General features: G+C 60.5%; 31 protein-coding genes. 6 read left to right on the top strand and 25 right to left on the bottom strand.

The features are described from left to right. Positions 1-48: 48 nt before the first annotated feature. From tilS to ybgC, 9 genes are all read right to left on the bottom strand, one after another. Positions 49-1,380 (bottom strand): tRNA lysidine(34) synthetase TilS, encoded by a 1,332-nt coding sequence (gene tilS, locus FP026_RS09780; RefSeq protein ID WP_149634427.1) that lies wholly within the window; start codon positions 1,378-1,380, stop codon positions 49-51. Positions 1,381-1,385: 5 nt separating this feature from the next. Beyond that, on the bottom strand, positions 1,386-2,402 hold the full coding sequence (gene ybgF / locus FP026_RS09775) for a tol-pal system protein YbgF (RefSeq protein WP_149634426.1): 1,017 nt from the start codon (positions 2,400-2,402) through the stop codon (positions 1,386-1,388). A gap of 159 nt (positions 2,403-2,561) precedes the next feature. Next, a complete protein-coding gene (pal, locus tag FP026_RS09770) occupies positions 2,562-3,095 on the bottom strand; it encodes a peptidoglycan-associated lipoprotein Pal (protein WP_112343408.1) in 534 nt (177 codons plus the stop codon). A gap of 152 nt (positions 3,096-3,247) precedes the next feature. Further along, complete coding sequence (gene tolB / locus FP026_RS09765; protein ID WP_149634425.1) at positions 3,248-4,552, bottom strand: Tol-Pal system beta propeller repeat protein TolB; 1,305 nt, start codon at positions 4,550-4,552, stop codon at positions 3,248-3,250. A gap of 28 nt (positions 4,553-4,580) precedes the next feature. After that, complete coding sequence (locus tag FP026_RS09760) at positions 4,581-4,997, bottom strand: cell envelope integrity protein TolA (protein ID WP_149634424.1); 417 nt, start codon at positions 4,995-4,997, stop codon at positions 4,581-4,583. Continuing rightward, positions 4,997-6,253 (bottom strand): hypothetical protein, encoded by a 1,257-nt coding sequence (locus FP026_RS09755; RefSeq protein ID WP_149634423.1) that lies wholly within the window; start codon positions 6,251-6,253, stop codon positions 4,997-4,999. Before FP026_RS09755 ends, FP026_RS09760 begins: the two co-directional genes overlap by 1 nt. Before the next feature lie 9 nt (positions 6,254-6,262). Further along, the gene (gene tolR, locus FP026_RS09750) at positions 6,263-6,724 is read right to left on the bottom strand and encodes a protein TolR (RefSeq protein WP_149634422.1); all 462 of its coding nucleotides are present in this window, start codon (positions 6,722-6,724) and stop codon (positions 6,263-6,265) included. A 27-nt stretch (positions 6,725-6,751) separates the two neighbouring features. Further along, complete coding sequence (tolQ, locus tag FP026_RS09745) at positions 6,752-7,474, bottom strand: protein TolQ (protein WP_149634421.1); 723 nt, start codon at positions 7,472-7,474, stop codon at positions 6,752-6,754. Positions 7,475-7,890: 416 nt separating this feature from the next. Beyond that, a complete protein-coding gene (gene ybgC / locus FP026_RS09740; RefSeq protein WP_149634420.1) occupies positions 7,891-8,346 on the bottom strand; it encodes a tol-pal system-associated acyl-CoA thioesterase in 456 nt (151 codons plus the stop codon). A 136-nt stretch (positions 8,347-8,482) separates the two neighbouring features. Here ybgC and FP026_RS09735 point away from each other — a divergent pair, with 136 nt between their 5' ends. From FP026_RS09735 to FP026_RS09725, 3 genes are read left to right on the top strand one after another with little or no spacing between them, the layout of a single operon-like run. Next, positions 8,483-9,703 carry an NAD-dependent epimerase/dehydratase family protein gene (locus FP026_RS09735; protein ID WP_149634419.1) on the top strand — a complete coding sequence of 407 codons (1,221 nt, stop codon included), beginning with the start codon at positions 8,483-8,485 and terminating at the stop codon, positions 9,701-9,703. A 14-nt stretch (positions 9,704-9,717) separates the two neighbouring features. Next, positions 9,718-10,566, top strand: a complete 849-nt coding sequence (locus FP026_RS09730; protein WP_149634953.1) for a glycosyltransferase — start codon at positions 9,718-9,720, stop codon at positions 10,564-10,566. Then, the gene (locus FP026_RS09725) at positions 10,563-11,513 is read left to right on the top strand and encodes an NAD-dependent epimerase/dehydratase family protein (RefSeq protein ID WP_149634418.1); all 951 of its coding nucleotides are present in this window, start codon (positions 10,563-10,565) and stop codon (positions 11,511-11,513) included. The genes FP026_RS09730 and FP026_RS09725 overlap by 4 nt, the downstream gene beginning before the upstream one ends. On the opposite strand, the gene FP026_RS09720 is transcribed toward FP026_RS09725, so the two are convergent. The 8 genes from FP026_RS09720 to ruvC all read right to left on the bottom strand — a co-directional run bounded on the left by FP026_RS09720 (position 11,458) and on the right by ruvC (position 16,502). Further along, on the bottom strand, positions 11,458-12,021 hold the full coding sequence (locus FP026_RS09720) for a DinB family protein (protein ID WP_149634417.1): 564 nt from the start codon (positions 12,019-12,021) through the stop codon (positions 11,458-11,460). The genes FP026_RS09725 and FP026_RS09720 overlap by 56 nt on opposite strands. A gap of 12 nt (positions 12,022-12,033) precedes the next feature. Further along, the gene (locus tag FP026_RS09715) at positions 12,034-12,543 is read right to left on the bottom strand and encodes an NUDIX hydrolase (RefSeq protein WP_149634416.1); all 510 of its coding nucleotides are present in this window, start codon (positions 12,541-12,543) and stop codon (positions 12,034-12,036) included. Positions 12,544-12,549: 6 nt separating this feature from the next. After that, complete coding sequence (locus FP026_RS09710) at positions 12,550-13,452, bottom strand: metallophosphoesterase (protein WP_149634415.1); 903 nt, start codon at positions 13,450-13,452, stop codon at positions 12,550-12,552. Beyond that, the gene (ruvB, locus tag FP026_RS09705; protein ID WP_113250509.1) at positions 13,453-14,493 is read right to left on the bottom strand and encodes a Holliday junction branch migration DNA helicase RuvB; all 1,041 of its coding nucleotides are present in this window, start codon (positions 14,491-14,493) and stop codon (positions 13,453-13,455) included. A gap of 153 nt (positions 14,494-14,646) precedes the next feature. After that, the gene (gene ruvA / locus FP026_RS09700) at positions 14,647-15,261 is read right to left on the bottom strand and encodes a Holliday junction branch migration protein RuvA (RefSeq protein WP_149634414.1); all 615 of its coding nucleotides are present in this window, start codon (positions 15,259-15,261) and stop codon (positions 14,647-14,649) included. 12 nt (positions 15,262-15,273) lie between these two features. Next, on the bottom strand, positions 15,274-15,693 hold the full coding sequence (locus tag FP026_RS09695; RefSeq protein ID WP_149634413.1) for a type II toxin-antitoxin system VapC family toxin: 420 nt from the start codon (positions 15,691-15,693) through the stop codon (positions 15,274-15,276). Continuing rightward, positions 15,671-15,934 carry an AbrB/MazE/SpoVT family DNA-binding domain-containing protein gene (locus tag FP026_RS09690; protein WP_149634412.1) on the bottom strand — a complete coding sequence of 88 codons (264 nt, stop codon included), beginning with the start codon at positions 15,932-15,934 and terminating at the stop codon, positions 15,671-15,673. The genes FP026_RS09695 and FP026_RS09690 overlap by 23 nt, the downstream gene beginning before the upstream one ends. A 55-nt stretch (positions 15,935-15,989) precedes the next feature. Next, a complete protein-coding gene (gene ruvC / locus FP026_RS09685) occupies positions 15,990-16,502 on the bottom strand; it encodes a crossover junction endodeoxyribonuclease RuvC (RefSeq protein ID WP_149634411.1) in 513 nt (170 codons plus the stop codon). 189 nt (positions 16,503-16,691) lie between these two features. Here ruvC and FP026_RS09680 point away from each other — a divergent pair, with 189 nt between their 5' ends. After that, positions 16,692-17,690, top strand: a complete 999-nt coding sequence (locus tag FP026_RS09680; protein WP_149634410.1) for an LLM class flavin-dependent oxidoreductase — start codon at positions 16,692-16,694, stop codon at positions 17,688-17,690. Positions 17,691-17,757: 67 nt separating this feature from the next. On the opposite strand, the gene FP026_RS09675 is transcribed toward FP026_RS09680, so the two are convergent. The 3 genes from FP026_RS09675 to FP026_RS09665 form a co-directional block, all read right to left on the bottom strand. Further along, complete coding sequence (locus tag FP026_RS09675) at positions 17,758-18,195, bottom strand: DoxX family protein (RefSeq protein WP_149634409.1); 438 nt, start codon at positions 18,193-18,195, stop codon at positions 17,758-17,760. A 102-nt stretch (positions 18,196-18,297) separates the two neighbouring features. Continuing rightward, complete coding sequence (locus tag FP026_RS09670) at positions 18,298-18,759, bottom strand: tetratricopeptide repeat protein (protein WP_149634408.1); 462 nt, start codon at positions 18,757-18,759, stop codon at positions 18,298-18,300. 25 nt (positions 18,760-18,784) lie between these two features. Continuing rightward, positions 18,785-19,759, bottom strand: a complete 975-nt coding sequence (locus FP026_RS09665; RefSeq protein ID WP_149634407.1) for an MBL fold metallo-hydrolase — start codon at positions 19,757-19,759, stop codon at positions 18,785-18,787. 324 nt (positions 19,760-20,083) lie between these two features. Here FP026_RS09665 and FP026_RS09660 point away from each other — a divergent pair, with 324 nt between their 5' ends. Beyond that, complete coding sequence (locus FP026_RS09660) at positions 20,084-21,019, top strand: sigma-70 family RNA polymerase sigma factor (RefSeq protein ID WP_246665300.1); 936 nt, start codon at positions 20,084-20,086, stop codon at positions 21,017-21,019. After that, positions 21,016-21,819 carry an anti-sigma factor family protein gene (locus FP026_RS09655; protein ID WP_149634406.1) on the top strand — a complete coding sequence of 268 codons (804 nt, stop codon included), beginning with the start codon at positions 21,016-21,018 and terminating at the stop codon, positions 21,817-21,819. Before FP026_RS09660 ends, FP026_RS09655 begins: the two co-directional genes overlap by 4 nt. 54 nt (positions 21,820-21,873) lie before the next feature. On the opposite strand, the gene FP026_RS09650 is transcribed toward FP026_RS09655, so the two are convergent. The 5 genes from FP026_RS09650 to FP026_RS09630 form a co-directional block, all read right to left on the bottom strand. After that, positions 21,874-22,620, bottom strand: a complete 747-nt coding sequence (locus FP026_RS09650) for a YebC/PmpR family DNA-binding transcriptional regulator (protein ID WP_149634405.1) — start codon at positions 22,618-22,620, stop codon at positions 21,874-21,876. Between the two features lie 134 nt (positions 22,621-22,754). After that, a complete protein-coding gene (locus FP026_RS09645; RefSeq protein ID WP_149634952.1) occupies positions 22,755-23,597 on the bottom strand; it encodes an MBL fold metallo-hydrolase in 843 nt (280 codons plus the stop codon). Between the two features lie 123 nt (positions 23,598-23,720). Then, a complete protein-coding gene (locus FP026_RS09640; protein ID WP_149634404.1) occupies positions 23,721-24,545 on the bottom strand; it encodes a TIGR00282 family metallophosphoesterase in 825 nt (274 codons plus the stop codon). A gap of 3 nt (positions 24,546-24,548) precedes the next feature. Then, a complete protein-coding gene (locus FP026_RS09635; protein ID WP_149634403.1) occupies positions 24,549-25,136 on the bottom strand; it encodes a 5-formyltetrahydrofolate cyclo-ligase in 588 nt (195 codons plus the stop codon). 105 nt (positions 25,137-25,241) lie between these two features. Beyond that, on the bottom strand, positions 25,242-25,916 hold the full coding sequence (locus tag FP026_RS09630; RefSeq protein WP_149634402.1) for an HAD family hydrolase: 675 nt from the start codon (positions 25,914-25,916) through the stop codon (positions 25,242-25,244). Position 25,917: the final 1 nt, after the last annotated feature.

Here is a 25,917-nt window from a genome sequence, read left to right as displayed (position 1 = left end):
CGCCAAGCCGTTGCCAAGGCAAACCGCGTCGCCGCATGCTTTTTCCGTCTATAGGACCGAAAGCGGCGGCCGCATATAGGCTTCACGGCCAAAAGCGATTGAAAGCCGATCTGCGAATGTGAGGTCGAATCGTGTCAAAAAGCGGTCGAAAGGCGCAAGATTGGGCACGACCGCAACCGATGCTGCCTTTGTCCCCGCTTCCGTCGCAATCAGCGGCATCGCTGCGCCGGCGCGCCGCGCGGCTCCTTTCGGCAGATTCGACGGAAAAATCGCCGCATTCTCCATACCGGCGGCGCGCACGCCGACCGGCGTCTGGCCCGAATTGCTTATTTCGAAGCGACCGTCCCAATTGCCCTTTTTTCCCGGCGCGAGCGACAGCGGGGCGATATTGCGGCTTTCCCGCATGAGGTAAAGCCCATCGCGGCGCAGGTCGAAAACCACGCCGCCGGCCGTGCGCCGGCCGGGATCCGCACCGTTCACAAATTCGAGAACACGCTCCATTTGCACCCGCCCCGGCGCATAAGTCCTGCCACCGAAGACGGCGGCAAGGTAGGACAGGGCATAGGCAACGACCGCTTTATCCGCCGAGAGGCCCGATCGATCGATGACGCAAAGCGCATTCGCATGGATGGTGACGTGGTCGTCCAGCCATGCGGCAGCCTTCCCGGACAGCGCGGCGCGGCCGGCACCGCCATCGCCCGATAGCGGTGCCGACGGATCTGCGTCAAGTTCCATGCGCGTACGCACGCGCTCATATCTCATATCCGCGTTGCTGGGGTCATCGAGCCAGGATATGCCGCGCATCTTGAGCCAGGCTCTGATATCCACCCGCCGGCAGGCCAGAAACGGCCTGACAATCCAGATACGCCGGTCAAACAGCATTGCATCGGCGATGCCGGTACCAAGGCCGTCCACCTCCCCCAGCCGGCGCTTACCGCGCATGACCATGGTCTCGCGCTGATCATCTGTGGTGTGGGCAGTGACGATGAGGTTGGCCGAAATCTCCTCGGCGAGCTCGGCGAGCAATTCATAGCGTGCCTCGCGCGCAGCGGCCATGAGGCCGGTTGCGGGCTTTTCACCCTCCCAGTGACGGGTAAAATGGGAAATGCCGCGCGAAGCGCAGAGTGCTGCGACCTCTCGCGCTTCGTCTGCCCCTGCGGCGCGCAAGCCATGATCGATGGTCGCGGCGCTAAGGGTGATATCTCTGCGGGAATGGGATTTCAGCTGCTGGTCAAGGGCAATCAGAAGCCCGATGGAATCGCTGCCGCCGGAAACGGCAACCAGGATATGAGCAGGCGGCGATAGGGATTGTAGGAATTCTGCCGCGGCGGTTTCTGGCATGAGGGCCGTGGCATCGCCGGTCACAGCGTCAGTAGACATGGCGCTCAGCAGGCAAGCCGCTTCTCTTCGCTGGCGACCTTGCCGGTCACGGCTTTCGAGGCCTTTGGGTAACGCTTGGTCACTTCGCGAAGCGTGGCGCAGGCTGTGTCCTTGTTGTCGAGCGCGGCGAGCGACATGCCGAGCTTCAGGAGCATTTCAGGTGCCTTCTCGGAGGTGCTATATTTCTGATGCGCATTGAGGAAGGTCTTGGCGGCGTCATTGTACTTGCCCTGCGAGTAGAGCGCCTCTCCGAGCCAGAAATTCGCATCCGCTGCCCGTGTGCTGCTCGGATAGCTGTCGAGATACTGGCGGAACTCCTGTTCGGCGACACTATAATCGCCCGACAGGACGTGGCCATAAGCAGCCTTGTACTGATCGTTTTCGTTGCCTAGCGAGGCGCTCTGGGTCCCGGAGCCGGCGCTTGGGGGCTTGCCCGCGCCATTGTTGGCCCCCGACATGGAGGAGCCGACCTGCTTGCCGCCCGGGTCGAACTGGATCGAACCAAGCTGGCTCGGCGGCTTGCCCGCGCCGCTTCCCTGTTGGGAAGCGACATCACTATTCTGCGAATCGCCGATGACGCCGGCAATATCATCCTGCCGCTGGCCGCCGGAACCCGACGCCGGAGCATCGGCTTCGCTCTTCTTCATCGTGCTGCCTGCAGCCGGCGCACCGCCGCCGCGCTTTTCGAGCTGCTGGAAACGGAATTCGTTGTCTTCCTGGGCCTTGCGGATCTGTTCCTGCATCTGCAGCAGCTGATAGCTCATTTCCTCGACGCGACCGTTCAGCTGGCGCATCTGGTCTTCGAGCTGCTGCACGCGAACTTCGGCGTCGCTGTTTTGAACATTGATGATCGGTGCCTGGCCGTATTGCGCTTGTCTCTGATACACGTTGTTGGAAGCCGACTGCGCGGAGGCATCACGGCCTCCGAGGTGGATTCCGAACAGCGACAAGGCAGAAGCATCACGCTCACTACCTGCAAAGGCAGCGAGACAAAGCATGCTCGCCACGACAAGTTTTCTCATATGGATCGTCCTGTCTCATTGATTCTTCGGGCCAAGGGCTCGAACAGGAGATTTTTACAATTGCTCTCAAAAAGCAACGGAGTTCGGCCAAAGTGTGGTCAAAAAAGTAAAGGCGGCTGGGAGGCCGCCTTTATACATTCTCGACTGGCTTTTGACCTATCAGGAACCGGCGCCGTTGAGCACGGTGACAGCGCGGCGGTTCTGCGACCAGCAGGAAATATCGTCGCAGGTCGCGACCGGACGTTCCTTGCCGTAGGAGATCGTCTTCATGCGCTTGGCAGGAACGCCGCGCGAAGCGAGATAGTCGCGGGTAGCGGCCGCGCGGCGGGCGCCGAGTGCCAGGTTGTATTCGCGCGTGCCGCGCTCGTCTGCATGGCCTTCGACGGTGATCGCATAGTTCGGATAGCGGGCGAGCCACTGAGCCTGACGGTCGAGCGTCTGGGCGGCGTCGGAGCGGATCGAGGTGCTGTCGGTATCGAAGAAGATGCGGTCGCCGACATTGACCGTGAAGTCCTGCGGCGAACCCGGGGTAGCATTGCCGGCACCGTTCAGGCCGAGACCGTTGGCATCGTTCGGCAGACCCTTCTTGGAAGCGCAGCCAGCCAAAGAAAGGCCGACGAAAAGCGCGATCATGATCGGGTTGCGGGCGAGGTTCTGCATGTGGCCAACGGCCGGGGTTGCGATGCGGCTCATGGCCGGTCTCTCCTTAAGTCTCTATCAGGGTTGCCAGACTGTAACCGGGTTCGGTTAATCCGATTCCAACAAATATGGTTAATGATGTCCTAAAATCGTCCCGAAAGGGTCCACTCACAGGACTTTGCGGCGATAACGTGGCAGGGCTCTCGCTACTCGAGAAGCGGCGACCATGCCGGGTCGGAAGCGAAGCCAGGAGTCGGGATCTTCTGTTCGTTATAGCCGGTCAGGTCAATCGAATAGAGCTGCGGGCCGCCTGAACCGGCCGGCTGACGGAAGAACATGATGACGCGGCCGTTCGGTGCCCAGGTCGGGCCTTCGTTATGGAAGCCGGTGGTCAGCAGGCGCTCGCCCGAACCGTCGGTCTTCATGACGCCGATGGAGAAGCTTCCGCCGGACTGCTTGGTGAAGGCGATGAGATCGCCGCGCGGCGACCAGACCGGCGTGGAGTACGAACCGTCACCGAAGGAAATGCGGCGCTGGTTGGAACCGTCGGCACCCATCACATAGATCTGCGGCTTTCCGCCGCGGTCGCTTTCGAAGGCGATCTGCGAGCCGTCGGGCGAATAGGACGGCGAGGTGTCGATGGCGGCCGTCGAGGTCAGGCGTGTCGTCGTGCGCGAGCGCAGGTCCATCGTATAGATGTTGGCGTTGCCTTCCTGCTGCAGGCTCATGATCACGCGCTGGCCATCCGGCGAGAAGCGCGGCGAGAAGGTCATGCCGGGGAAGTTGCCGACCAATTCGCGCTGGCCCGTCTGCAACTGCAGCAGATAGACGCGCGGCTGCTGGTTGGCGAAGGACATGTAGGTCACTTCCTGCCGGTTGGGCGAGAAGCGCGGCGTCAGCACCAGATCGCTGCCGTCGGTCAGCATGCGCACATTGGCGCCGTCCTGGTCCATGATGCCGAGCTGCGTCTTGCGAGCCGTCTTCGGGCCGCTTTCGGCAACGAAAACGACGCGCGTATCGAAATAGCCCTTCTCGCCGGTGATCTTCTGATAGATCGCATCGGCAATGATGTGCGCAACGCGGCGCCAGTTATCCGGCTGGGCAAAGAACTGCTGGCCGATCATCTGGCTATTGCCGAACGTGTCCCACAGGCGGAATTCGGCACGAAGGCGGCCGCCTTCCTGCGTGACGCGGCCCGTCACCAGCGCCTGCGCGTTGATCGACGTCCAGTCCTGGAAGCGCGGGGTCGAATCCGGATTGGTGATCTTCTCGATGAAGGCCTGCTTGTTGATCGGAGCGAACAATCCGGAGCGCTGCAGATCGGCTGCGATCACGCCCGAGATCTGCGGGCCAAGGCTATCATTCGACAGAAGGTCGGTGATAGCGATCGGCATGGGCTGGACATTGCCCTTGTTGATGTTGAGCTCGACCACGGCATAGGCCGGAGTGGCGAGGACTGCCGTCAGGCCTGCCAGCACCAGCAGGAGACGAACGAGGGAGTTTCTGATCATATGTGCCAAGCCTTTCAGCATTAATTCGTCAGAGAACCGGTCCGAAGTTAAGGGTAACTTCTTTCCAGTCGTCATATTGATCTGTTGGCAGATTCTTGAAGGGGGCAGTCCGGAGCACAGCTCGCATCGCGCTCGCCGCGATGGCTTGCTGCGTCGCCTTGGGACCGCCGGTCACTGTAACCTTCGGCTCGCCGACGATTTCTCCGCTTCGGCTGAGCTTGAGATGCACCTGGACGTGGACGTGCTTCGCTCCTTCCATGCCGGGAACGATATTCCAATTCCTCGCGACGTCGTCGCGGATACTGTCTCTAGTCGAATTTTCATGCGGCTGTGTAGGGCTTGCAGCCTGCACCGACGCGGAACCAGCCAACATCATGCCCAAGGCCGCAAGCAAGCTCAGGCCGAAACGGCGACAGTGGCTCATTGAAGGCTGCATTTCCCGCATCACAGCCCCAAGTCTCTCGGATCGAAGTTGAGCACCAGCTCGTTCCAGCCGTCCGCGCCATCATATTTATCCGGCGGCAACAATCCTCCGGCGTTCACTTCCTTTTGCAGATCGGTACGGCTTTTCAGCACCGCACGCTCGGCGGCGCCTCTTAGCGCTTGCTGCGTCGTAGCCGGGCCGCCGCTGACGGAGACTTCCGGTGCGCCGACAATCTGACCTGACTTGTCGAGACGAACATGAACCTTGATCGTGACATCGCTTGCCCCTTCCATGCCGGGGACAACATTCCAGTTCTTACCAATCAGATCGCGCAAACCGTCCTTCTGGCTCTGGCTGAGCTTGCCACCGCCGAGCGATTTCATCCCACCACGTGAAGCAACCTGCGTATCCGCACCGGCGGACGCCTGCTTGGACGACCGTGCAGCACCGCCCTTCGACGATGTATTGTTCAACATCGCCGAGATTTCATCGGCGTTGAAATCGCTGGCCGATTTAGCTCCCTTTGGAGTCTCGCGCTTCTTGTCAGCGTCCTTCTTGCCGTCATCGGGAGAGGTTGTCTTGCTGGTGCTCTGCGTCGTCGTCTTGTCCGTCGGCTTGGCGTCGGCCACCTTCACATCCGGCTTCGGCGTCGGTTTGACCTCCGGCTTCTGCTCGGCGGCCTTCGGCGGCGTCGGTTGCGGCTTGACAACCGGAACGGGAGCATTGGTTGGCAGCGGGATTTCAGCCTGGTCGACCGGCTGTTGTACCGGCGGCGGGGTCGGCGTCGCATCGGCTTTCGGTGTCGGCGGTGTGGGGTCCGTCTTCGGTGTCGGAGTGGGCGTCACATCCGGCTTCTGCTGCGGAATGGCAGCCACTTCCTTCGGTGCGGCTTCCGTTTCCTTCTGCTCGATCGTCTTGACATCATTCGGCCGCGGATCGTCCTGCGGAACAGGCGTCTCCACCTTCTTCGGCGCCAGGGCCGCAGTCTCGCTCTCCGGTCGTTGGGTCGGCACGACCGGGTTCTTGATATCGACCTTGTTCTCGCCGACATTCTGGGCGTTGGCGACCTGATCCTGCTTCGTGGTCTGCTTGCGCGAGACGTGATCCGTCACCGGCGCTTTCTTCTCGCCCTGCTGGAGTTGATCCGCAGTCACGATATCGACATCCATTGCCGTGCTTTCCGGCGTCTCCAGCGGCGCCGGGGCACTCAGTGTCACCATGGCGCCGATCAGCACCAGGATGTGAATGACAGCAGATGTAGCAATACTGCGCTTCATGTCGGTTCGTCAGTGATCCGTTGTCTGCTGCTGCGTAACCAGGCCGATGTTCTTGTAGCCGGCCTCCTGAATGCGAGACATGACGTCGGCAATCACGCCGTAAGGCGCTTTCGCATCGCCCTTTACGAAGATGCGTTCGCTATAGCCGGTCGTGGCGATCGCCTTCAGCTTATCCGCGATTTCGGTGGCCTGGATCTGCGATTCCCCGATGAACACCTGGCCATCGGCCTTAATCGAAATCGTGATGGGCTGCGTCTGGGCGTTCAGCGCGCCGGCCTGCGTCTGCGGCAGGTCGATCGGAACACCCGATGTCATCATCGGTGCCGCCACCATGAAGATGATCAGCAGCACGAGCATGACGTCAACCAGCGGCGTCACGTTGATCTCGGAAATCGGACCACCCCGGCCACCGCCGCGACGACCGCCCCGGCGGCCACCGCCGCCACCCTTGCCTCCAACAGACATTGCCATGTGAAATACTCCGGTCCTGTCCGCGACTTACTGCGCTGCCTGACGCGGCTGCAGCTTCTCATCGATCTGGCGCGAAAGGATGGCGGAGAATTCGTCCGCGAAACCTTCCATGCGGCCCGAGAGCTTGCCGGCATCGCCCGAGAACTTGTTGTAGGCGATAACGGCCGGGATAGCGGCGACCAGGCCGATGGCGGTTGCAAGCAGCGCTTCGGCGATACCCGGCGCAACAACCGCAAGGTTGGTCGACTTCGAACCGGCGATCGCCTGGAACGAGGTCATGATACCGACGACCGTACCGAAAAGACCAATGAACGGACCGGCAGAACCGATGGTCGCGAGCGATCCGAGGCGCGCGGTCAAATGTTCCGATTCACGCGCCAGGGTCACGTCCATGGCGCGGTCGATACGCATCTGCAGGCCGATCGGCGAGCGGGCGCCGCGCTCGAAGGACTTCTTCCATTCGCGCATGGCGGCGACGAAGATGGCGCCGAGGCCCGTATTGTTGCGCTCCGAAAGCGTGCGATAGAGCTCTTCGAGCGACTGGCCAGACCAGAAGACCTGCTCGAAATGATCGAACTGTCGGCGCGCTCGCGCATAGCTCAAATATTTGTCGATGACGATCGCCCAGGTCCATACGGACGCTGCCAGCAAACCGATCATGACGAGCTTGACGACCAAGCCCGCCTGCATGAAGAGCGACCAGAGCGTGATGTCCGGTGTGGCCGCCGCCGCCAATGCTACTTGTTCCATTGATCCAAAATCCCCGAATCCAAACGCCCGGCGCTAGACCGGGCGGCTAAAAGTGATCTCACAAGAATTGTTTGGCAGCCGCCGCTGAACGCCCTGGTCAAGCCTTCCAAGCTTACAACTGCCTTCTTGCCGTCAAATTTGGTCAAAGGAAGGCGTGCACCGCACAAACTCCGACATAACCAGTAAGACACTATTATGGTTAAAAGAATGTTAGCGTCGAAACATGAAGGATTTAACGGCGGCGAAGGTTATTCTAGCTCCAGGGAAGAACTGACCGGACGAAACCGGCGGCAAACGCAGACAAAGCTTGCGTGGCGAATTCCTTCACATAAAACTCAAGTTATTGCAAGCAGCCTATTTCCAATCACGTATCTTTGCTCCCGCCGTCTGGCGACGTGAAGACGCCAAATCCTCTGCTAGCCAACATTTTCCGATGCCGCCAGCATCTGCGCGGCGAGTTTTTCCGGCAAACGCCGCGGGCGTCCTTTCGCGTTGATCACGGCGATGATGACCTTGGCGGCGATCAGCAACGTGTCGCCGCGCCGTATCTCCTGGGACAGCACCATCTTGGCGCCGCCGGCCTTTTCCGTGACCGTGCGGATCGTCAGCACATCATCCATGCGCGCCGGCCCCTTGAAATCGATCTCCATGCGATGAACGACGAAAACCAGCCCTTCGTCATCGGCATTCAATAGTTCGCGCTGTTCCACACCGAGGCAGCGCAGATAGTCCGTGCGCCCGCGCTCGAGGAAATGCAGATACCGTGCGTGATAGACGAGACCGGAAAAATCCGTATCCTCGTAATAGACTCGCTGCATCAGCCGGTGGCTTCCGGCTTCCAGTTCCCCAGCAATCAGAAAGGGGCTGTTCATCGTTGCCGCATCTCCTTGAATGTCCGGCATCTCTTTGGCCGAAGTTCTGCCATCAAGCAAGCTTTGAACAATTGTCATAGACTCCGACTATCCGGAATGGTGCCGGCTAGCGGATCGGCGCAGAAGGAAAAATCTCATGAAAATAGCGGTTATGGGTGGTGACGGATTCATCGGTTGGCCAACCTCGCTCCACCTCTCCGACGCCGGTCATGAGATCCACATCCTTGACAATCTTTCCCGCCGATGGATCGATACCGAACTCGGCGTCCAATCGCTGACGCCGATGGATTCGATCCAGGAACGCACCCGCATCTGGCACACCGAAACCGGACGCCGCATCCATTTCAATCTCATCGATCTCGCCAAGGACTATGAGCTTCTGAAGAAATGGCTTGTCGAGCACCGCCCCGACGCCATCGTGCATTTCGCCGAGCAGCGCGCCGCGCCCTATTCGATGAAGAGCGACCGCCACAAGAACTACACCGTCAACAACAACGTCAACGCCACGCACAATCTCTTGAACGCGCTCGCCGAACTCAATCTTGACGCGCATCTCGTGCATCTCGGCACGATGGGCGTCTATGGCTATTCCACGGTGGGTGCCGCCATCCCCGAAGGCTATCTGCCTGTCGGCATCGATACGACCGACGGTCGCACCGTCAGCCAGGAAATCCTTTACCCCGCCAATCCCGGCTCGATCTACCACATGACCAAGTGTCTCGATCAGCTGCTGTTTCAGTTCTATGCCAAGAACGACGGCCTCAGGATCACCGATCTGCATCAGGGCATCGTCTGGGGTACGCACACGGAGCAGACGCGCCGGCACGAGCAGCTGATCAACCGGTTCGACTATGACGGCGACTATGGCACGGTGCTGAACCGCTTTCTCATCCAGGCGGCGATCGGCCATCCCCTGACCGTGCACGGCACCGGCGGCCAGACCCGCGCCTTCATCCATATCCAGGACTCCGTGCGCTGCATCGAGCTGGCGCTGAAGAATCCGCCGGCCCGCGGCGCTCGTGTCGAAATCTTCAACCAGATGACGGAAACACATCGCGTCCGCGATCTCGCCGACATGATCGCCAAGATGAGCGGCGCGGAAGTCGTCCGTCTGCCCAATCCGCGCAAGGAAGCGCCCGAGAACGACCTGATCGTCAAGAACGAAAAATTCCTCGATCTCGGGCTCAAGCCAATCACCCTCGAAGCCGGCCTTCTCAGCGAAATCGTCGACGTCGCCAAGAAATATGCCTATCGCGTCGATCGATCGCGCGTTCCGGCCATCTCCGCCTGGACCAAGGATCTCGCCGCGACGGTCAACCATGATCCCGAGGGCAAGAGGTTGAAATCCGTGTCATGATGCTCGGAAGCGAAATGCTGCAGGGCTTGTGGCCTCACAGCCGTCCCCGTGCCGGGCAGGCATTCGTGACGCTCGTCACGAATGCCGATTACGCCATGGGTGCTCTGGCGCTTGCCCGCTCGATCGTTCACAGCGGCACGAAGGCCGATATCGTCGTGCTCCATACGGGAGGGGTCAATGGAGACGATCTTGCCCCGCTATCAGCGCTCGACTGCCGGCTGGTCGAAGTCGAACACCTGCCTTTGTCGGACGCCTTCAACGAGCGGCATGCCCGCGGCAATCTTCATGCCGCCGCCCCCTTCACCAGGGGTCGCAAGCCCTCCTTCCACACACCGCTCGACAATTTCTGCAAGCTCAGGCTCTGGCAGCTGATCGAATACGACACCTGCGTCTTCATCGATGCGGATGCGCTGGTGCTGAGGAATGTCGATAGGCTCTTCGACTATCCGGAATTTTCCGCCGCGCCGAACGTCTATGAAAGCCTTGCTGATTTCCATCGGCTGAATTCGGGCGTCTTCGTCGCCAAGCCGTCGCTTGCGACCTTCCGGCATATGCTAGAGAGCCTCGACCGTCCCGACGTCTTCTGGCGGCGCACGGATCAGACCTTTCTCGAGACATTCTTCCCGGATTGGCACGGACTGCCCATCTTCATGAACATGCTGCAATATGTCTGGTTCAGCATGCCCGCGCTCTGGGACTGGAACAGCATCTCGATCCTGCACTACCAGTATGAGAAACCCTGGGAAGAAAACCATCCCAAGGCCGAACAGCTCAGACCGTTAATCGAGCTGTGGCACAGCTTCCACACCGGCCGGAACATGCCCGATATCGCTACGCTCGCAAATCCAAGAGCAGCGGCATGAAAGTTCTCATCGCAGGCGGAACAGGCGTCGTCGGCCGATACATCGCCGAGGAGCTGCTGTCCGCCGGATACAAGGTTGCAATCGGCGGGCGCAATCCGCCTCCATCAGGCCTCGTTTCGCAGTCGGTCTCTTTCGTCCCCTTGAGCCTCGACCCAACGAAAAATCAGAGCGTTGCTTTCGACGACGCCTATTTCTTCGTGCATGCGGCCTTCAGCCATGTTGCCGGCAAATATCGCGGCGGCGAAGGCGAGGATCCGGACGGCTTTCGCCGGCTCAATCTCGACGGCTCGGCCAAGCTTTTCGAAACCGCCAGAAAGGCCGGCATTCGCCGTTGCATCTTTCTCTCCTCCCGCGCCATCTATGGCGATGGCACTGCCGGAGAGAAGCTGACCGAGGCGATCAAGCCGATGCCAAACACGCTCTATGGCGAGGTGAAGCGCGACGCCGAACACGCACTTTTCTCCATGTCCGCGCCCGGCTTTGCGACCACGAGCCTGAGAGCGACAGGCGTCTATGGAGACCTCCGACCGAACAAATGGGACGAGCTGTTCGACGACTATCTGAACGGCAAGCCGGTTCCCGCGCGTGCTGGAACCGAGGTTCATGGCCGCGATCTCGGCCGCGCTGTCCGTCTTTTGCTGGAGACGGAAGCTGCCCGCATTGACGGCCAAGCCTTCAATCTCTCGGATATTCTGACCGACACGCGCGAGATCCTAGGGCATCTTCAAAGCGCAACGGGCTGTCCCCACGCGTTGCCGGCGCCTGCAGCGTACGGGTCCAACGTCATGAATACGTCGAGGATCCGCGCTCTTGGATGGCAAGGCGGCGGAAAGGCGTTGCTGCAGCGGACGATCGAAACGCTGGCAAAGACGATGTCGCTACAGGCTGACCTCAGCGCATCAGCTTCGTTTCATCCCAACCAAGCGCTGCCAATTCCTCGCCCCTGAACCGCGCATCGTCCGAAACGATGAACTCGTCGAGCTGCGGTGGCGCGACGCTGGTTCCGGCAAGCATGGCATGAACCTGCCCGCGATGATGCGTCTGATGCTGGAACAGATGGTTCAGCACATCATCCGCCCTCTCCCGCTGGATGCGGCCGTCGCGTTGGATATCGATGACCCGCATCGCCGTCTCCGTCATCAACGCCTCACAGAAGGTCACCAGCCGCCGATCGACATCGGCCTGCTGCCCGGTCAATTCGTCCAGGCGGTCGTACGGCTCCTCAATGTCAAAAGCCTTCAGGCCCAGAGTGCCGCCTTCAAGCGCGTCGACATAGAACCAGTCCACCTTGAGGATATGATTGAGGGTCGCCTTGATTGAAGGAAAGAAACTCACACGCTTGGCTTCGAATTCGCCGGGCTCCAATGCCGCGCAGGCACGATGCAGCCGGACATTCGCCAATGCGTTGTTATAGGCAAGCTTGCGAAAGCTGCGAACGGCATCGAAAGCGGACATGGAGCCTCCTCGCTAGGCCTTGTCGAGATCGCCGTCCCGCCAGACGAGATGACGAGACGTCAGTGGCAAGGCTTCGATTTCCTCGGCGATAAAATAAGGTGGGATGTCGAGCGCCACCAGTGCATCGCGCGTCGCCCGCACCCATTTGAATTCCAGATCGTTGTCGCCATCCTGAATGCGATGCACGATGTCCTTCGGATCGAAGGGAAATTCGGCGGGAATATCCATCAGATAGTAGAGGCCGAGTTCATGCCAGTCGAGCTGCTCGTAGTGGAAGAAATTCTCGACCGACCACAGCAGTCGCCCGACCGTAACGTTAACGCCGATCTCCTCCATCATCTCCCGCCGCAAGGTTTCTTCCGAGGTCTCGCCGATCTCGGCGCGGCCGCCGGGAAAAGTCCAGAAGTGTTCGTGCACGGCGCGATGCACCAGGACATGGCCGTCCCGAAATCCAAGGCCCGCGACACGGACCTGGAAGCGCGCGCGGCCGGCATTCAATCTGATGTGTTTGCGTTTCGGCATGATCCTCTATCCCACATCGATCACAACGATTTCAGGCGGAACGCCGAGGCGGACCGGCGCAATGGAGCAGCCGAGGCCGCCGGATACGATGATATGGCGTTCCTCCTCGACAATATGGCCATAGACATACCGGTCACCATAGCGCGAGGGCGAATAAGGCGACCAGCCGAAAATCCTCACCTGTCCTCCATGCGTATGCCCAGAAAGAGTGAGCGAAACGCGCTGGGGAACGGCGGGAAAGATATCGGGTTCATGGGCGAGAAGGATCACGGGCGCATCATCGCCGACTTGCGCCAGCGTACCGCCGAGATCGTCAAGTCCCTTGGTGAAAGGGCGCTTCCAGCGCATGCTCCGGCGCAGCGCCAGCTGATCCTCGACGCCGGCAAGCCAGAAGCCTTGTCCATTCTTCTCCAAACGCGCTGCGCGGTTGGAATAGACTTCGATGCCGACAGCTTCCAATGCCCGATGGCTGAATGTAGGCCCGTGGCCAGTTCTTTGCGCACTCGTATCATGCCACCAATCATGATTGCCGAGGATGGCATGAACGCCGAGCGGCGCCTGCAGCTTTGCCAGTTCCGCCGCCCAGATACGATGATCGACGCGTGAGGTAATAAGGTCCGTTCCCGACGTATAGTCGCCGAGCAGCAAAATAATGTCGCCGCCGAGTTGGTTTGCGCGGTCGCAGATCGAAGCGATGCGCTCGGCCGTCATCCAGGGTTCGCAGGCATGAAAATCGGCAAGCGCCACGATCCTGAGTTTGAGCCCAGGCGCCCATCCCGGCGGGACCAAGGCGTAGCGTGTGACATTGAGACGGACGACCGGCTCATACCCGAAGGCATATCCCCCGAGTGCCATCAATCCGAATATGCTGCCGCCGAAAAGCTTCAAAAAGGCACGACGGCCGAGCATTCAATCTTCCTCCCGGAACAGCCCGAACTGTGCGGCCTCCAGATCCTTGGGCGGCTGCATGCCGAGATGTTTCCAGGCAATCGCGGTCAAAACGCGGCCGCGCGGCGTGCGTTGGATGAAGCCCTGCTGGATCATATAGGGCTCGATAATATCCTCGATCGCATCGCGTGGCTCGGAAAGGCCGGCGGCTATGGTTTCGATGCCGACAGGCCCGCCGCCGAAATTGACCGCGATCATATTGAGATAGCGCTTGTCGAGCTGGTCGAACCCGACATTGTCGACCAAAAGCCGTGTCAGAGCCTCGTCGGCAATCTCCCGGGTCACCGCTTCGACTTTCGCGACTTCGGCGAAATCGCGCACGCGCCGCAGCAGCCTGCCGGCGATGCGCGGCGTACCGCGCGCACGACGCGCGATCTCGCGCGCGCCTTCATCCGTCATGCCAAGCCCCATCAGCCTCGCACCACGCCGGACGATCAGCTCCAGTTCCTCGACCGTATAGAAGCTCAACCGCACCGGAATGCCGAAACGGTCGCGCAGCGGCGTCGTCAACAGGCCGAGACGGGTCGTCGCGGCAACCAGCGTGAACTTGGCAAGATCGATCTTGACCGAACGCGCCGCCGGCCCCTCGCCGATGATGAGATCGAGCTGAAAATCCTCCATGGCCGGATAGAGGATTTCCTCGACAGCCGGATTGAGACGATGGATCTCGTCGATGAAGAGCACGTCGCGCTCCTCGAGATTGGTGAGCAGTGCGGCAAGATCGCCCGCCTTGGCGATGACGGGGCCGGAAGTCGAGCGAAAATTGACCCCGAGCTCCTTAGCCATGATCTGCGCCAGCGTCGTCTTGCCGAGACCGGGCGGGCCGACGAACAGCACATGATCCAGCGCCTCGCCGCGCCCTTTGGCAGCTTCGATGAAGACCTTCAGGTTGGCGCGCGCTTCCGCCTGGCCCGTGAATTCGTCCAGCGATTGCGGCCTGAGCGTCGCATCGATGTCTTCGCCCCGCTTTTCCGGCGATATCAGACGTGCGGCTTCACTCATGTCAGAGGTTCCATTCCCGGTATGCGTTTCGCGGCTCCCGCGCCGAAGACGGCATTATTCTACCGCACTCAAAAATAGTCTTTAGCGAAGGAGCACCACACGTCGATCTCTCGACTTTGCGACAATAGTAAGGATTGCGGAAGGTGCAAAGCCTCACCGCGACAGTTCCTTGAGACCGAGCCGGATCAGCTTGGCGCTGTCGGCGTCCTCTCCGGCCGTCTTCATCGCAGCGGCAACGGCATTGGCGGCCTGATCGCGGGAATAGCCGAGATTGGTCAGCGCCGAAACGGCATCGGCTACGGGTGCTGCGGCAACCCCTTCCCCCAGCTCCTGCTTGAGCCCGATATTGATCGCATCACCAGCAAGGGCCGGCGCCTTGTTCTTGAGTTCGGTCACGATGCGCATGGCAACCTTGGGGCCAACACCCGGCGCCCGCGAGACGGCGGCGCGATCCTGCAAGGCAATCGCATTGGCAAGCTCGGCAGGCGTCAGCGTCGACAGCAGCGCCAGCGCCACCTTCGCGCCAACGCCCTGAACCGTCTGCACGATGTTGAACCATTCGCGCTCCAGCGCCGTCATGAAGCCGAAAAGCCGGATCTGGTCTTCGCGGACGTAGGTTTCGATGAAGACAACGCAGGCCTCGCCGACGGAGCCGAGCTTCGACAGCGTGCGAGCCGAGCAATAGGCGACGTAGCAGACGCCGTGCACGTCCACGAGCACATAGTCTTCACCGATTTCTTCGATTGTGCCTTTCAGCTTGCCGATCATGAATGAGGTCCGTCAGGGATGGGTTTCGGGAGAGATGAGGTCGAGCGAAGGAAAGTAGGAGCGATAGCGCGAGGCATCGCGCGTCAGCAGCCTATGCCTTCGCCATTCGGCATGGGCACCGATCAGGAAATCCGGAAGTGTTCTTTCCCGTTGCCCTCCGGAAAGCCGATAGAGGCGATGCGCTTTTCCAGCTCGAAACGCCGCTTCGAAAGGTATGGCCTCGCGCTTCATATCGAGCCAGGACAAGGCGATCGTCAATTCCTCTTCGCTCAAAGGCGAGGCGGCGAGTTCCGACCACACCACCGGACTGATGACGAGATCGCCTTCGCCGACGCATCGTTTCAAGAGTTTGGCAGACCATTGCCGTTGGACTGAAGCCGGGCCGAGGATATCGATGAAAATGTTGGTATCAATGAGGGTCGACGTCGTCACGCGGCCCTCTCAGAAACTCCATAAATTCGTCCGCTGTCATCCCGCCGAGGTCAATCGTGCCTCTGACACGCTCGAGCCAATCATCGAAATCGCGAATGGCTGGATCCGACGCCTCCCCGATCTTGACGAGCATCGCGCCGCTGCCGGAAGCGATGAAATCAACCTCGGAACCTGGAGCGATGCCCAGCCTATCTCGAATTTCCTTCGGGATGGTCACCTGACCTTTTTCGGTTACGCGCATGGTAATACCTCTTCAGTAATACCTAGCGATCCACCAGGAACAAGTCAAGAACAAACTATCCAGCCAATGCCGCCTGCCGCAGGCGGCTCGCGCCGCGGTTATGGGCATGGCAGATGGCGATGGCAAGCGCATCGGCCGCGTCATTGCCCTTGAACTCGACCTTGGGCATCAGGATCTTCAGCATCATGTGGATCTGCTGCTTCTCGCCGTGGCCGACGCCGATGACGGCCTTCTTGACGGCATTCGGCGCATATTCCGACACCGGCAGGCCGGCGCGCGCCGGCACCAGCATGACGACGCCGCGCGCCTGGCCGAGCTTCAAGGTTGCCACCGCATCCTTGTTGACGAAGGTCTGCTCGACGGCAGCCTCATCCGGCTTGTAGCTGTGAACGATATCGGCAAGCCCGTCATGGAGCTGGCAAAGGCGGGATGCGAGATCCATGTCGCCATCCGACGTCACGGTTCCCGACGCCACGAAACGCAGGGAATTACCGAGCGTATCGATGATACCCCAGCCAGTGCGGCGCAGGCCTGGATCGATGCCGATGATGCGAATCGTATTTTGCATGGGTCAACCTATCTTTCAGGCCTGACATGTGCCAGCAAAATGTGAACAAAACAAAAACAAGACACAGTTTGCGCTTCTGAGCGCCGTGCCGAAAACATCGTGACGAAATTGCAGCATAGGGTTTGGAATGAGCGGTCAGCACTCCTACATGTGCAAGCGACCCTCCCTTCCACCACGCAGGTTCTTGCCATGGTTCCCTTTTCCATCCTCGATCTTTCGCCCGTTGCCGAAGGCAGCAGCATCCGCCAGTCCTTCGACAGTTCGAAGCGGATGGCACAAAAGGCGGAAGAACTGGGCTATAACAGGTTCTGGCTCGCCGAACATCACGGCATGCCGGGCGTCGCCAGCGCCGCGACATCGGTCGTCATCGGCCATGTCGGCGCGGCAACCTCGCGCATCCGCATCGGTTCGGGCGGCGTCATGCTGCCGAACCATTCGCCGCTCGTGATTGCCGAGCAGTTCGGCACGCTGGAAGCCCTGTTTCCCGGCCGCGTCGATCTCGGCCTCGGCCGCGCGCCGGGCACCGACATGCGCACCGCGCAGGCCCTGCGACGCAATATCGAGGCTGGCGCACAGAGCTTCCCTCAGGATATCGTCGAGCTTCAGCATCTCTTCAGCCCGGCCGATGAGGGTCAGATCATCCTCGCCGTTCCCGGCCACGGCGCCAATGTACCGATCTGGCTCCTCGGCTCCAGCCTCTACAGTGCCCATCTCGCCGCCATGCTCGGCCTGCCCTACGCCTTCGCCTCGCATTTCGCACCGGAAGCCTTGATGGATGCCATCGCCATCTACCGCGAGCGCTTCACACCATCGGCCACGCTCGACAAGCCCTATGTGATGGTCGGCGTGATGGGTGCGGTGGCCGACACGGACGAGGAAGCGCAATATCACTTCACCTCCGCCCAACAGCAATTCGTCAATCTCCGCCGCAACGTGCGCGGCCCCTTCCCGCGCCCGCGCAGCGACATGGACGATTTCTGGACGCCGATGGAAAAGCTGAACGTGGAAAATACGCTGCGATATGCCGTGGTCGGCTCGCCGGAGACAGCCGAAACGAAGCTTGCGCAGTTCATCAAGGACACCGAGGCCGACGAGGTCATCATTTCGATGCCGATCCACGACATCGAGGCCCGCTTGAAATCGGTGGAACTGTTCGCGACGCTTCCGAGCTTCGAGAAAGTGTCCTGATTTTCGAGAAATGCAGATCCCCGGTAAGCCGATTTCATATATCCGGCTCACCGGGCGATCGACGGACTTAAGCCACGAGCCTCGTCTTCCAATGACGCCGGATGAGCATGTCGAGCGACAGCTTGCCGGCGCCCGCGACAATCAGCGCGAACATGCCGCCTGAGATCGCTAGATCCTTTTCGAAGTGCAGCAGCTCGTTATGGCTGGCGAAGTTCGTATGAAAGAGCATCGCCGTCAGCAGGCAGAACAGGCCAAGGCCAAATGCGGCTAACCGGGTCATCAGGCCAAGCGTAATGGCGAGACCCGCGCCAAGCTGCAGCACAATGGTTGCAACCGCGATGGGGGCCGTGACGCCAAGTCTGGCCATGGCATCCAAGGCATTGTCGAGATTGCTGGCAAGTTCGATGCCCTCTTCCAGGAAGAGCAGCGACAGCAGTATGCGACCGAACAGCAGTGCCATATCGGTCATGTTCACGAGAACGGCACTCTCCTCTTCAAATTCCATGACCATCTCCTTCCCGTCAAGATCCATAGGTTTCCGATCCTGTCCGGCGGCATCCCCACGACTTGGTCGAATGGAATGCCCCGGATTGGTTGAAGCCCAGCGTTAGTTGGTTGCTTTGGCGGTGATCGCCTTGGTCAGATCCTCAAGTTCCTCGCATCCGGCCGGGCAAAGCTTGGTCAGTGTTGCAAGCTGCTCGCGAGCCTTGGGCATATCGCCGGTCTCGACATAGAGTTCGCCGAGATATTCGTGCGCTCCCTTGTGATCGGGCTGCAGCTCCAGGGCCTTGGTGTAGTAGGTGAGCGACGTCTTGAAATCGCCGGTCTTGCGCAGGGTAAAGCCCATCAGATTGTAGACGTCGGCCTGCTGGTGCTCCTCGGCAATGTCGCGAAGCTCGGCGAGCGCGCCGGCATAGTCTTTCGCATCGATCTTGGCGCGCACCGAGGTGAGATCCGGCGCGTCGGTCGATTCCATATTATCGACGGCGAAGGCAATGCCTGCCGTTGCGGCCGGCAGGATGGCGACGGCGCACAGGCTGGCGATCCCGAAAATGGCATGTCTGAACATGGTAGTTGCTCCTCTTTTCGACCCTTCAGGCCTGGATGGTGGGGGTGAAGCCGTAGGCATTGCCGTCCTTGACGAAGGTGCCGGAGCCCGGGAATGGGAAATGCGAGCCGCAGATCCTGATCTTGTCGGCAATGACGCGATCGACGAGCCTGCGGCGGGTGGCGACGGCCATCGGGCCGTCCTGGTCGTAGGCGCCTTGCCATTCCGGATGCGGAGCAAGCAGCGCCGGCACATACATGATATCAGCCGAGACCATCAGCTGCTCGCTGCCGCCATCGATGAGGAAGACGGAATGACCCGGCGTATGGCCGTATGCAGCCAGCATGTGCACGCGGGGCGCGACTTCGGCGTTATCGTCGACCAGCTTCCAGTTCTTCCATGTCGGGAAGACGGAGGCGATGCGCCGGCCGGCTTCCTTGCGGCCCTCGGCCAGCTTGTCGACGCGGCCGGGATCGGTCCACCAATTATATTCGGCCGCATTGACGATCAGCTCGGCATTCGGGAAGACAGCCGCATTCGTACCCTTTTCCATCAGGCCCCAGACATGGTCCGGATGGAAATGCGAGATCATGATCGTATCGATCTTCCTATAGTCGATACCGGCTGCCGCCATGTTGGCCGGCAGATGCGTGGCATTGGTCTGCCATTGCCCGACACCCGAGCCGGCATCCATCATGATCTTGCGCCCGCCGATATCGAGGACGACGACCGTCAGCGGAATGGGCATGAACTCCGTCGTCAGGCCAGCCTTGGAAAGCGCTTCCTTCGTGTCGTCGACGGAAGCGTTCTTGATGAAGGCCGGATCGTGCGGCTTGCGCCAGATGCCGTCATAAATGGCCGTAACCTCGATCGAACCGACCTTGTATTTGTAGAAGCCGACCGTCGGCTCCAGCGGTGTTGCGGCAAAGGCTTGCGGGATGAATTCGAGCTTCGACGACAGCCCGAAGGCTGCCGCAGCTGCAGCCGTGCCGAGCACGGCGCGGCGGGTCATGTCAAACATCGCACTATCTCCTCAGGGTTATGGCTTTCGGGCCAGGCGGAGGTCGCGAGTGATTGCGACCATCCACTGAGGAAGAAGATCGACGGTCGGAGATGCTTATTCCTCGCCGAGCGAAGAATTCTTGCAAGCCATTGAAGTTTATTCGATTATTTTAACGAGCGCGGATTGAAAGGGTGGGATCGAGGCCATCCGCATTCCATGTCCGAGATTTTTTGCGTGCGGTCGGGAATAAAACCGGCGCGAGCGCGATCTAGCCTTTCAGGCAACATTGCAAGCGCCTTAGCTGAAGCTTACAGTCGGTAGCGGCGTTTTGCGGGGATCACGATGACAGACGCCCGAATAGCGATTTCGATGACGCCCGGCGACCCACTCCAGCTGTGGACATGGCACTGGCCGCAAATCACCATGACAGGCAGGCTGGCGCGACTTCTGGCCCACCTACGGGTCTTCGTCGCAGAGCCGAAAACCGCACGTCTCTTCTCCCCTCGGGGAGAAGGTGACCCGAAGGGTCGGATGAGGGGGCTTTCCGAACTGAATTCGGGGATTTTCGTGCTCCTGGCAGCCCCCTCATCCGCCTGTCGGCACCTTCTCCCCGAGGGGAGAAGGGGACGCGGCAACGATCTCATTTCATATGCGATTGCCCTGCTCATGGCGGTAGCGGAGCCGACCGCAAATGCCGGGCCGCAGCAACGCGTGATCTCCTCACCCGACGAGACTATGCGCCGCTTCCAGCACACGATCATCCCGCATCTGGACGCCGCCTATAATTTCGCACGTTTCCTGAGCCGGGATGCCGATGCTGCGCAGGATATCGTGCAGGAAGCATATCTTCGCGCCTATCGCGGCTTTGGCGGCTTTCGCGATGGCGATGCGCGGGCCTGGACCTTCACCATCGTTCGCAATTGCTACCACGCCTGGCTGCAGGAGGGCCGGCGCAAGACCCGCTACGAACAGCCGATGGCCGACGAAAGGGATCTGGATGAAGGCTCACCCTCCCCCGATCCCGCCTCCGAAGAGGACACGCCCGAGGCGGCCTTCATCCGCAAGACGGAAACGCAGCGGGTGCGCGAAGTCATCAACAGGCTGCCCGATGCCATGCGCGAAGTTCTGGTCCTGCGCGAACTGGAGGATCTCTCCTACAAGGAAATCGCCGAGATCATCGATGCACCGATCGGCACCGTCATGTCGCGCCTCGCCCGCGCCCGCCGCGATTTCGGCGAGCTCTGGCGCAGTCTCGACGAAAAAGAGGCGGCGCGATGAGTGGCGGGGAGCACGATGATCACGGCGAATGGAACGACCTGCTGCATGGCTTCATCGACGGCGAACTGGACGCAGCCAATGCCGCCCGTTTCGAGGCGCATCTGGCGACTTGCCGGGAATGTGCCGACGAGATGGAGAATGCCGTGATGGTCAAACGCCTGTCCGCACGCGAGGGCGTCAAATGGCAAGCGCCGGAGGCCGTCCATGTCCGCGTGCAAGCAGCACTTTCGCTGGAACAGGCTATGATGACACGCGCCGCAATGGCGACGCGCCAAACGGAAACCCCATGGCAACGCGCTTGGCGCTTGGTGCGCGAATGGAGCTTCGTGCCGTCGCTCGCCGCCCTTGCCGCAAGCCTCATGCTGGTGCTGAACGTGCCGCAGCAGAGCCAGATGATCGAAGATCAGCTTCTTGCAAGTCATGTCCGTTCGATGCTCGCCGATCATCTGACCGACGTGCTCACCTCCGACCAGCACACGGTCAAACCATGGTTCAACGGCAAGATCGATTTCTCACCGCCCGTGGTCGATCTGGCGGCCCAGGGCTTCCCCTTGGTCGGCGGCAGGGTGGATTATCTCGATGGCCGCGTGGTGGCGGCGCTGATCTACCGCCGGCATGGCCATGTCATCAATCTCTTCATCTGGCCGGGTGTTGCGAGAGCAAAAACTAATGCCGAGAAGGAGGGCTATAATTTCGTCGAATGGCATGCGGACGGGCTGGTCTTCTGGGCTGTCTCCGATGTCGCCGCACCGGATCTCGCCACCTTCCGCGACGATTTCACCCGCGCGACAGCCCCATAACGCAAAAAGCCGGCCGCATTGCTGCAGCCGGCTTTCTTGAATAACTGCAAAGGATCAGGCCGAGAGCTTGGCCAATACCTCTTCCGAAACTTCGAAGTTCGAATAGACATTCTGAACGTCGTCGTCGTCTTCGAGGCTGTCGATGAGCTTCATCAGCGATATGGCCTTTTCTTCGTCGACCGGCACGTTGTTCTGAGCGCGCCAGATCGCCTTGACCGTTTCGGCTTCACCAAGCGTCGCTTCGAGCGCCTTGGCAACCTCGCCGAGGGATTCGAAGGCACAGATGATTACATGGCTTTCTTCATCGCTCTCCACGTCATCGGCGCCGGCTTCGATCGCCGCTTCCATGACCTTGTCGGCATCGCCGGCGGAAGGCTTGTAGGTGATTTCGCCAACGTGATCGAAGGAGAAGGACACCGAACCGGTTTCGCCGAGCGCACCGCCGGCCTTCGTGAAGATCGAGCGGACGTTGGATGCCGTGCGGTTGCGGTTGTCGGTCAGCGCTTCGACGATGATCGCCGTGCCGCCCGGACCATAACCCTCGTAACGGATCGCGTCGTAATTCTCGGTATCGGCACCGGACGCCTTCTTGATGGCGCGATCGATATTGTCCTTCGGCATCGACTGCGCCTTGGCGTTCTGGATCGCCAGACGCAGGCTCGCGTTCATCGTCGGGTCGGGCAGGCCCGACTTGGCGGCGACGGTGATTTCACGCGCCAGCTTCGAGAACATTTTCGAACGCACCGAGTCCTGGCGACCCTTGCGGTGCATGATGTTTTTAAACTGTGAATGGCCAGCCATGGCACCCCTGTTCACGTCTTTTGTTGGGAATGGCCGCCTTATAAGAGCGAAGCGGCCTTCATTCAAGCAAAAAGCCGGATAATGGGCATGGAGAGCGCTGCGCGTTAGGAAGATCGCAGAGGCGGCCGTGACGATCAAAGCCCCTTGAGCACATAGATCAGCGGCTTGCGCGGCAGGGTCTTCAACGACACCGTGACACTTGGCGTCGGCGCATAGGCAACATCGAAGTCGGGCCCGAACAGGGCCAGGAACTGATCGACCGGCGGACCCCAGCGATGCATGGGCAGGATGAGCGACGAGCGCAGCCGCTTGACCACGCGGCTCATGCTGTCAGCACCCATGGTCAGACCGCCGTCGACAGGCACCATGACGACATCGAGCCGGCCGATCTCGGCATATTGCTGATCGGTGAGCTCGAAATGCAGGTGCCCGAGATGGCCGATGCAGAGGCCTGCCACCTCGAAGATGAAGATCGAATTGCCATTGGCTTCGATGCCGCCGCCCCAGGAGCGAATATCGGTGACGACATTGCGGATCAGCGTGTCACCGACGGTCAGATGGATCTTCGCCGGCCCTCCGGGCGTATCGCTCCATCCGTGCAGCACATATTTGATCGCCGGATCGGGCGTCAGCGTATAGTGACTCGGATGCGCCTTGTTCATCGTCACGACTTCGGGCGTATAGGGCGGCGGATAGGCGCCGCTATAATCCGTGGCGATGGAAACGCCGCCAGGTGTCTCGATGAAGAGCGTCGCGTGACCGAGGAACGTGATCTTCACTTCGCCGTTGACGGTATCGTTGGCAAACGTGGGACCGGCGGGCGAAAAACTGGCGAACGTCGCCTTGGGAAGGGATTGCGCAATCGCCTGGCATTGGCTGGGCTGCGGGCGTGCCGGCATCTGCTGGGCATGAGCCGCGCTCCAGCAGACGATCATCGACAGGAAAAACATGGCAAGGACAGGAAATCGCGGCATCATGCCATCCTCGAGCCCGATACTGGCAAGACGATGCGGCATGACCCGAAACAGGTCCAGCGACATTCAGGCACGATTGCTCACAATCGCGTCATCGCATGGCGATGCTGAATTATCGGGCAGCGATCAGCGCCAGAAGTCCGGAATGGTTTCCGCAAGGCGCGGCCCGAGCCGCAGCGGCGCGATCTTTTCGGCCAGGCCCGTCGCATCGGAAATCTCCACCCCGACGCCGCAGATGGTGGCAGGTCCCGAAGCCGCCTCGAAACGCCCCTTCGGCATCTTCGAGATGAAGCGGTTGAGCGGCTCCTCCTTGTCCATACCGAGCGAGGAATCATAGTCGCCGCACATGCCGGCATCCGACATATAGGCGGTGCCGCCGTTCAGGATCTGCGCGTCGGCGGTCGGCACATGCGTATGCGTGCCGATGACGAAGCTGGCGCGGCCATCGACGAAATGGCCGAAGCACTGCTTTTCGCTCGTCGCTTCCGCATGAAAATCGAAGACGATCGCATCGGCCTGTTCCTTCAGCGGGCAGGCATCGAGAATGGCTTCGGCGGACTTGAAGGGATCGTCTAGCTCCGGATGCATGAAGACGCGGCCCATGATGTTGGCAACAAGGACGCGCGCACCGTTGCGGGCGTAATAGAGGCCTGAGCCGCGGCCGGGCGTGCCGGCCGGATAGTTGGCGGGGCGCAGGAACTGGTCATGGCGTTCGCAGAAAACGACAGCTTCCTTCTGGTCCCAGACATGGTTGCCCGTCGTCACGACATCGGCGCCAGCATTGATCGTCTCGAGGAAGATGTCCTCGGTAATGCCGAATCCGCCGGCGGCGTTCTCGCCGTTGACGATGACGAAATCGAGCTTCAGGTCGGACACGAGGCCCGGCAGGCGTTCCCACACCGCGGTCCGTCCCGTCTTGCCGACCATGTCACCCAGAAAAAGCAGCCGCATTCGCTATCCAATCACTTCCGAAACGAAATTGAGTCCGCTCTCGGTCAAAATCGCGTCAAGACGGACATCATGCGGCTCAGCCGGTACTGATGGCACTTCTTGGCAATCGAATGCAATGCCGATCAGCTTGGGATTCAGTCCTTTTTGATGCAGCCGTTCGATAGCGCGGTCGTAATGGCCAGCCCCGTAACCGATGCGATGGCCGCTTCTGTCGAAGGCCGAAAGCGGTACGAGCATGATATCGGGATCGAACACCGTCGCATCAGGCCCCGGACCGAACGTCCCGAATCCGACCGGGACCAATGGTGCGCCCGCAACCAACTCCCGGAAGACGATCGTGCTGCGGTCGAGGATGACGGGCACGCAAAGCCGTGCACCCCGTTCCCGCAGCCGCGCCATCAGCGGCCTTATATCCACTTCGGAGCGGATCGGCAGGAAGCCGGAGACGACGGTTCCCGGTTCGACATCGATGACATCGCCGCCATGGGCAAGCATGGCAAGGCCTTTTTCGATGCGCTCATCGGCCGGAATGGCATCGCGCGCCGCCAAGCATTCGTTGCGATATCGGGCTTTCAGCTCTTTGGGAGTCATCGGATCTTCGCGAAAGTTTATATTATCGCAAAAACATAATGAGCCGGCAGCGCATTGCAAAGCGCGAAAGCGACATACGGTCGTCGCAGAAAGGAACCGGCTCCATCAGCCCTTGCGGATGATCGACAATTTTCCATCGCCATCGGCATGCGCGCGAACATTTTCATAATTCTGCAGCATCGTGTGATTGGTCTCGATTGGATGCGAGTGCGTCGCGGTGATGACGAGCACATCGGCGCCGGCCGCCTCACCCGCCTTGACGCCGGCCAAGACGTCTTCGAACACCAGGCATTCCGAAGGGCTGAGCCCAAGGCGCTGAGCGCCGAGGATATAGCCCTGCGGATCAGGCTTACCGACCTTCACGTCCTCGGCAGTGACAATGAAGCGCGGCACCGGAATCCCGGCAGCGTCCAGCCGTGCCAGCGCCAGACGATAGGGCGACGAAGTCACGATCGCCCAGCGCTCGGGCGGCAGGGAGGCGAGGAAATCGACGGCGCCCGGCAGCGCGACGACACCCTCGACATCGGCAATCTCGGCTTCCGTAATCTTCAACGACTCCGTGACCGGATCGACGCCGCGCAGATTCAGCTGGCCAATCGTATCGACACCGCGCTTGCCGTGCATGGTCGGCATGAACTTCTCGACATCAAGACCCTGGGCACGCGCCCAGTTGCCCCAGACGCGCTCGGCGGCGGCGATCGAATTGATGATCGTACCGTCCATGTCGAACAGGAAACCGGAATAGGTCTTGGTGAAGGCGGAAGACGATGCGGCGGACAAG

The organism is Martinezella tropici (genome assembly GCF_008370325.1).
GTDB classification, from domain to species: Bacteria; Pseudomonadota; Alphaproteobacteria; order Rhizobiales; family Rhizobiaceae; genus Rhizobium; species Rhizobium tropici_B.
This window is presented reverse-complemented; position numbering and strand designations above follow the sequence as displayed.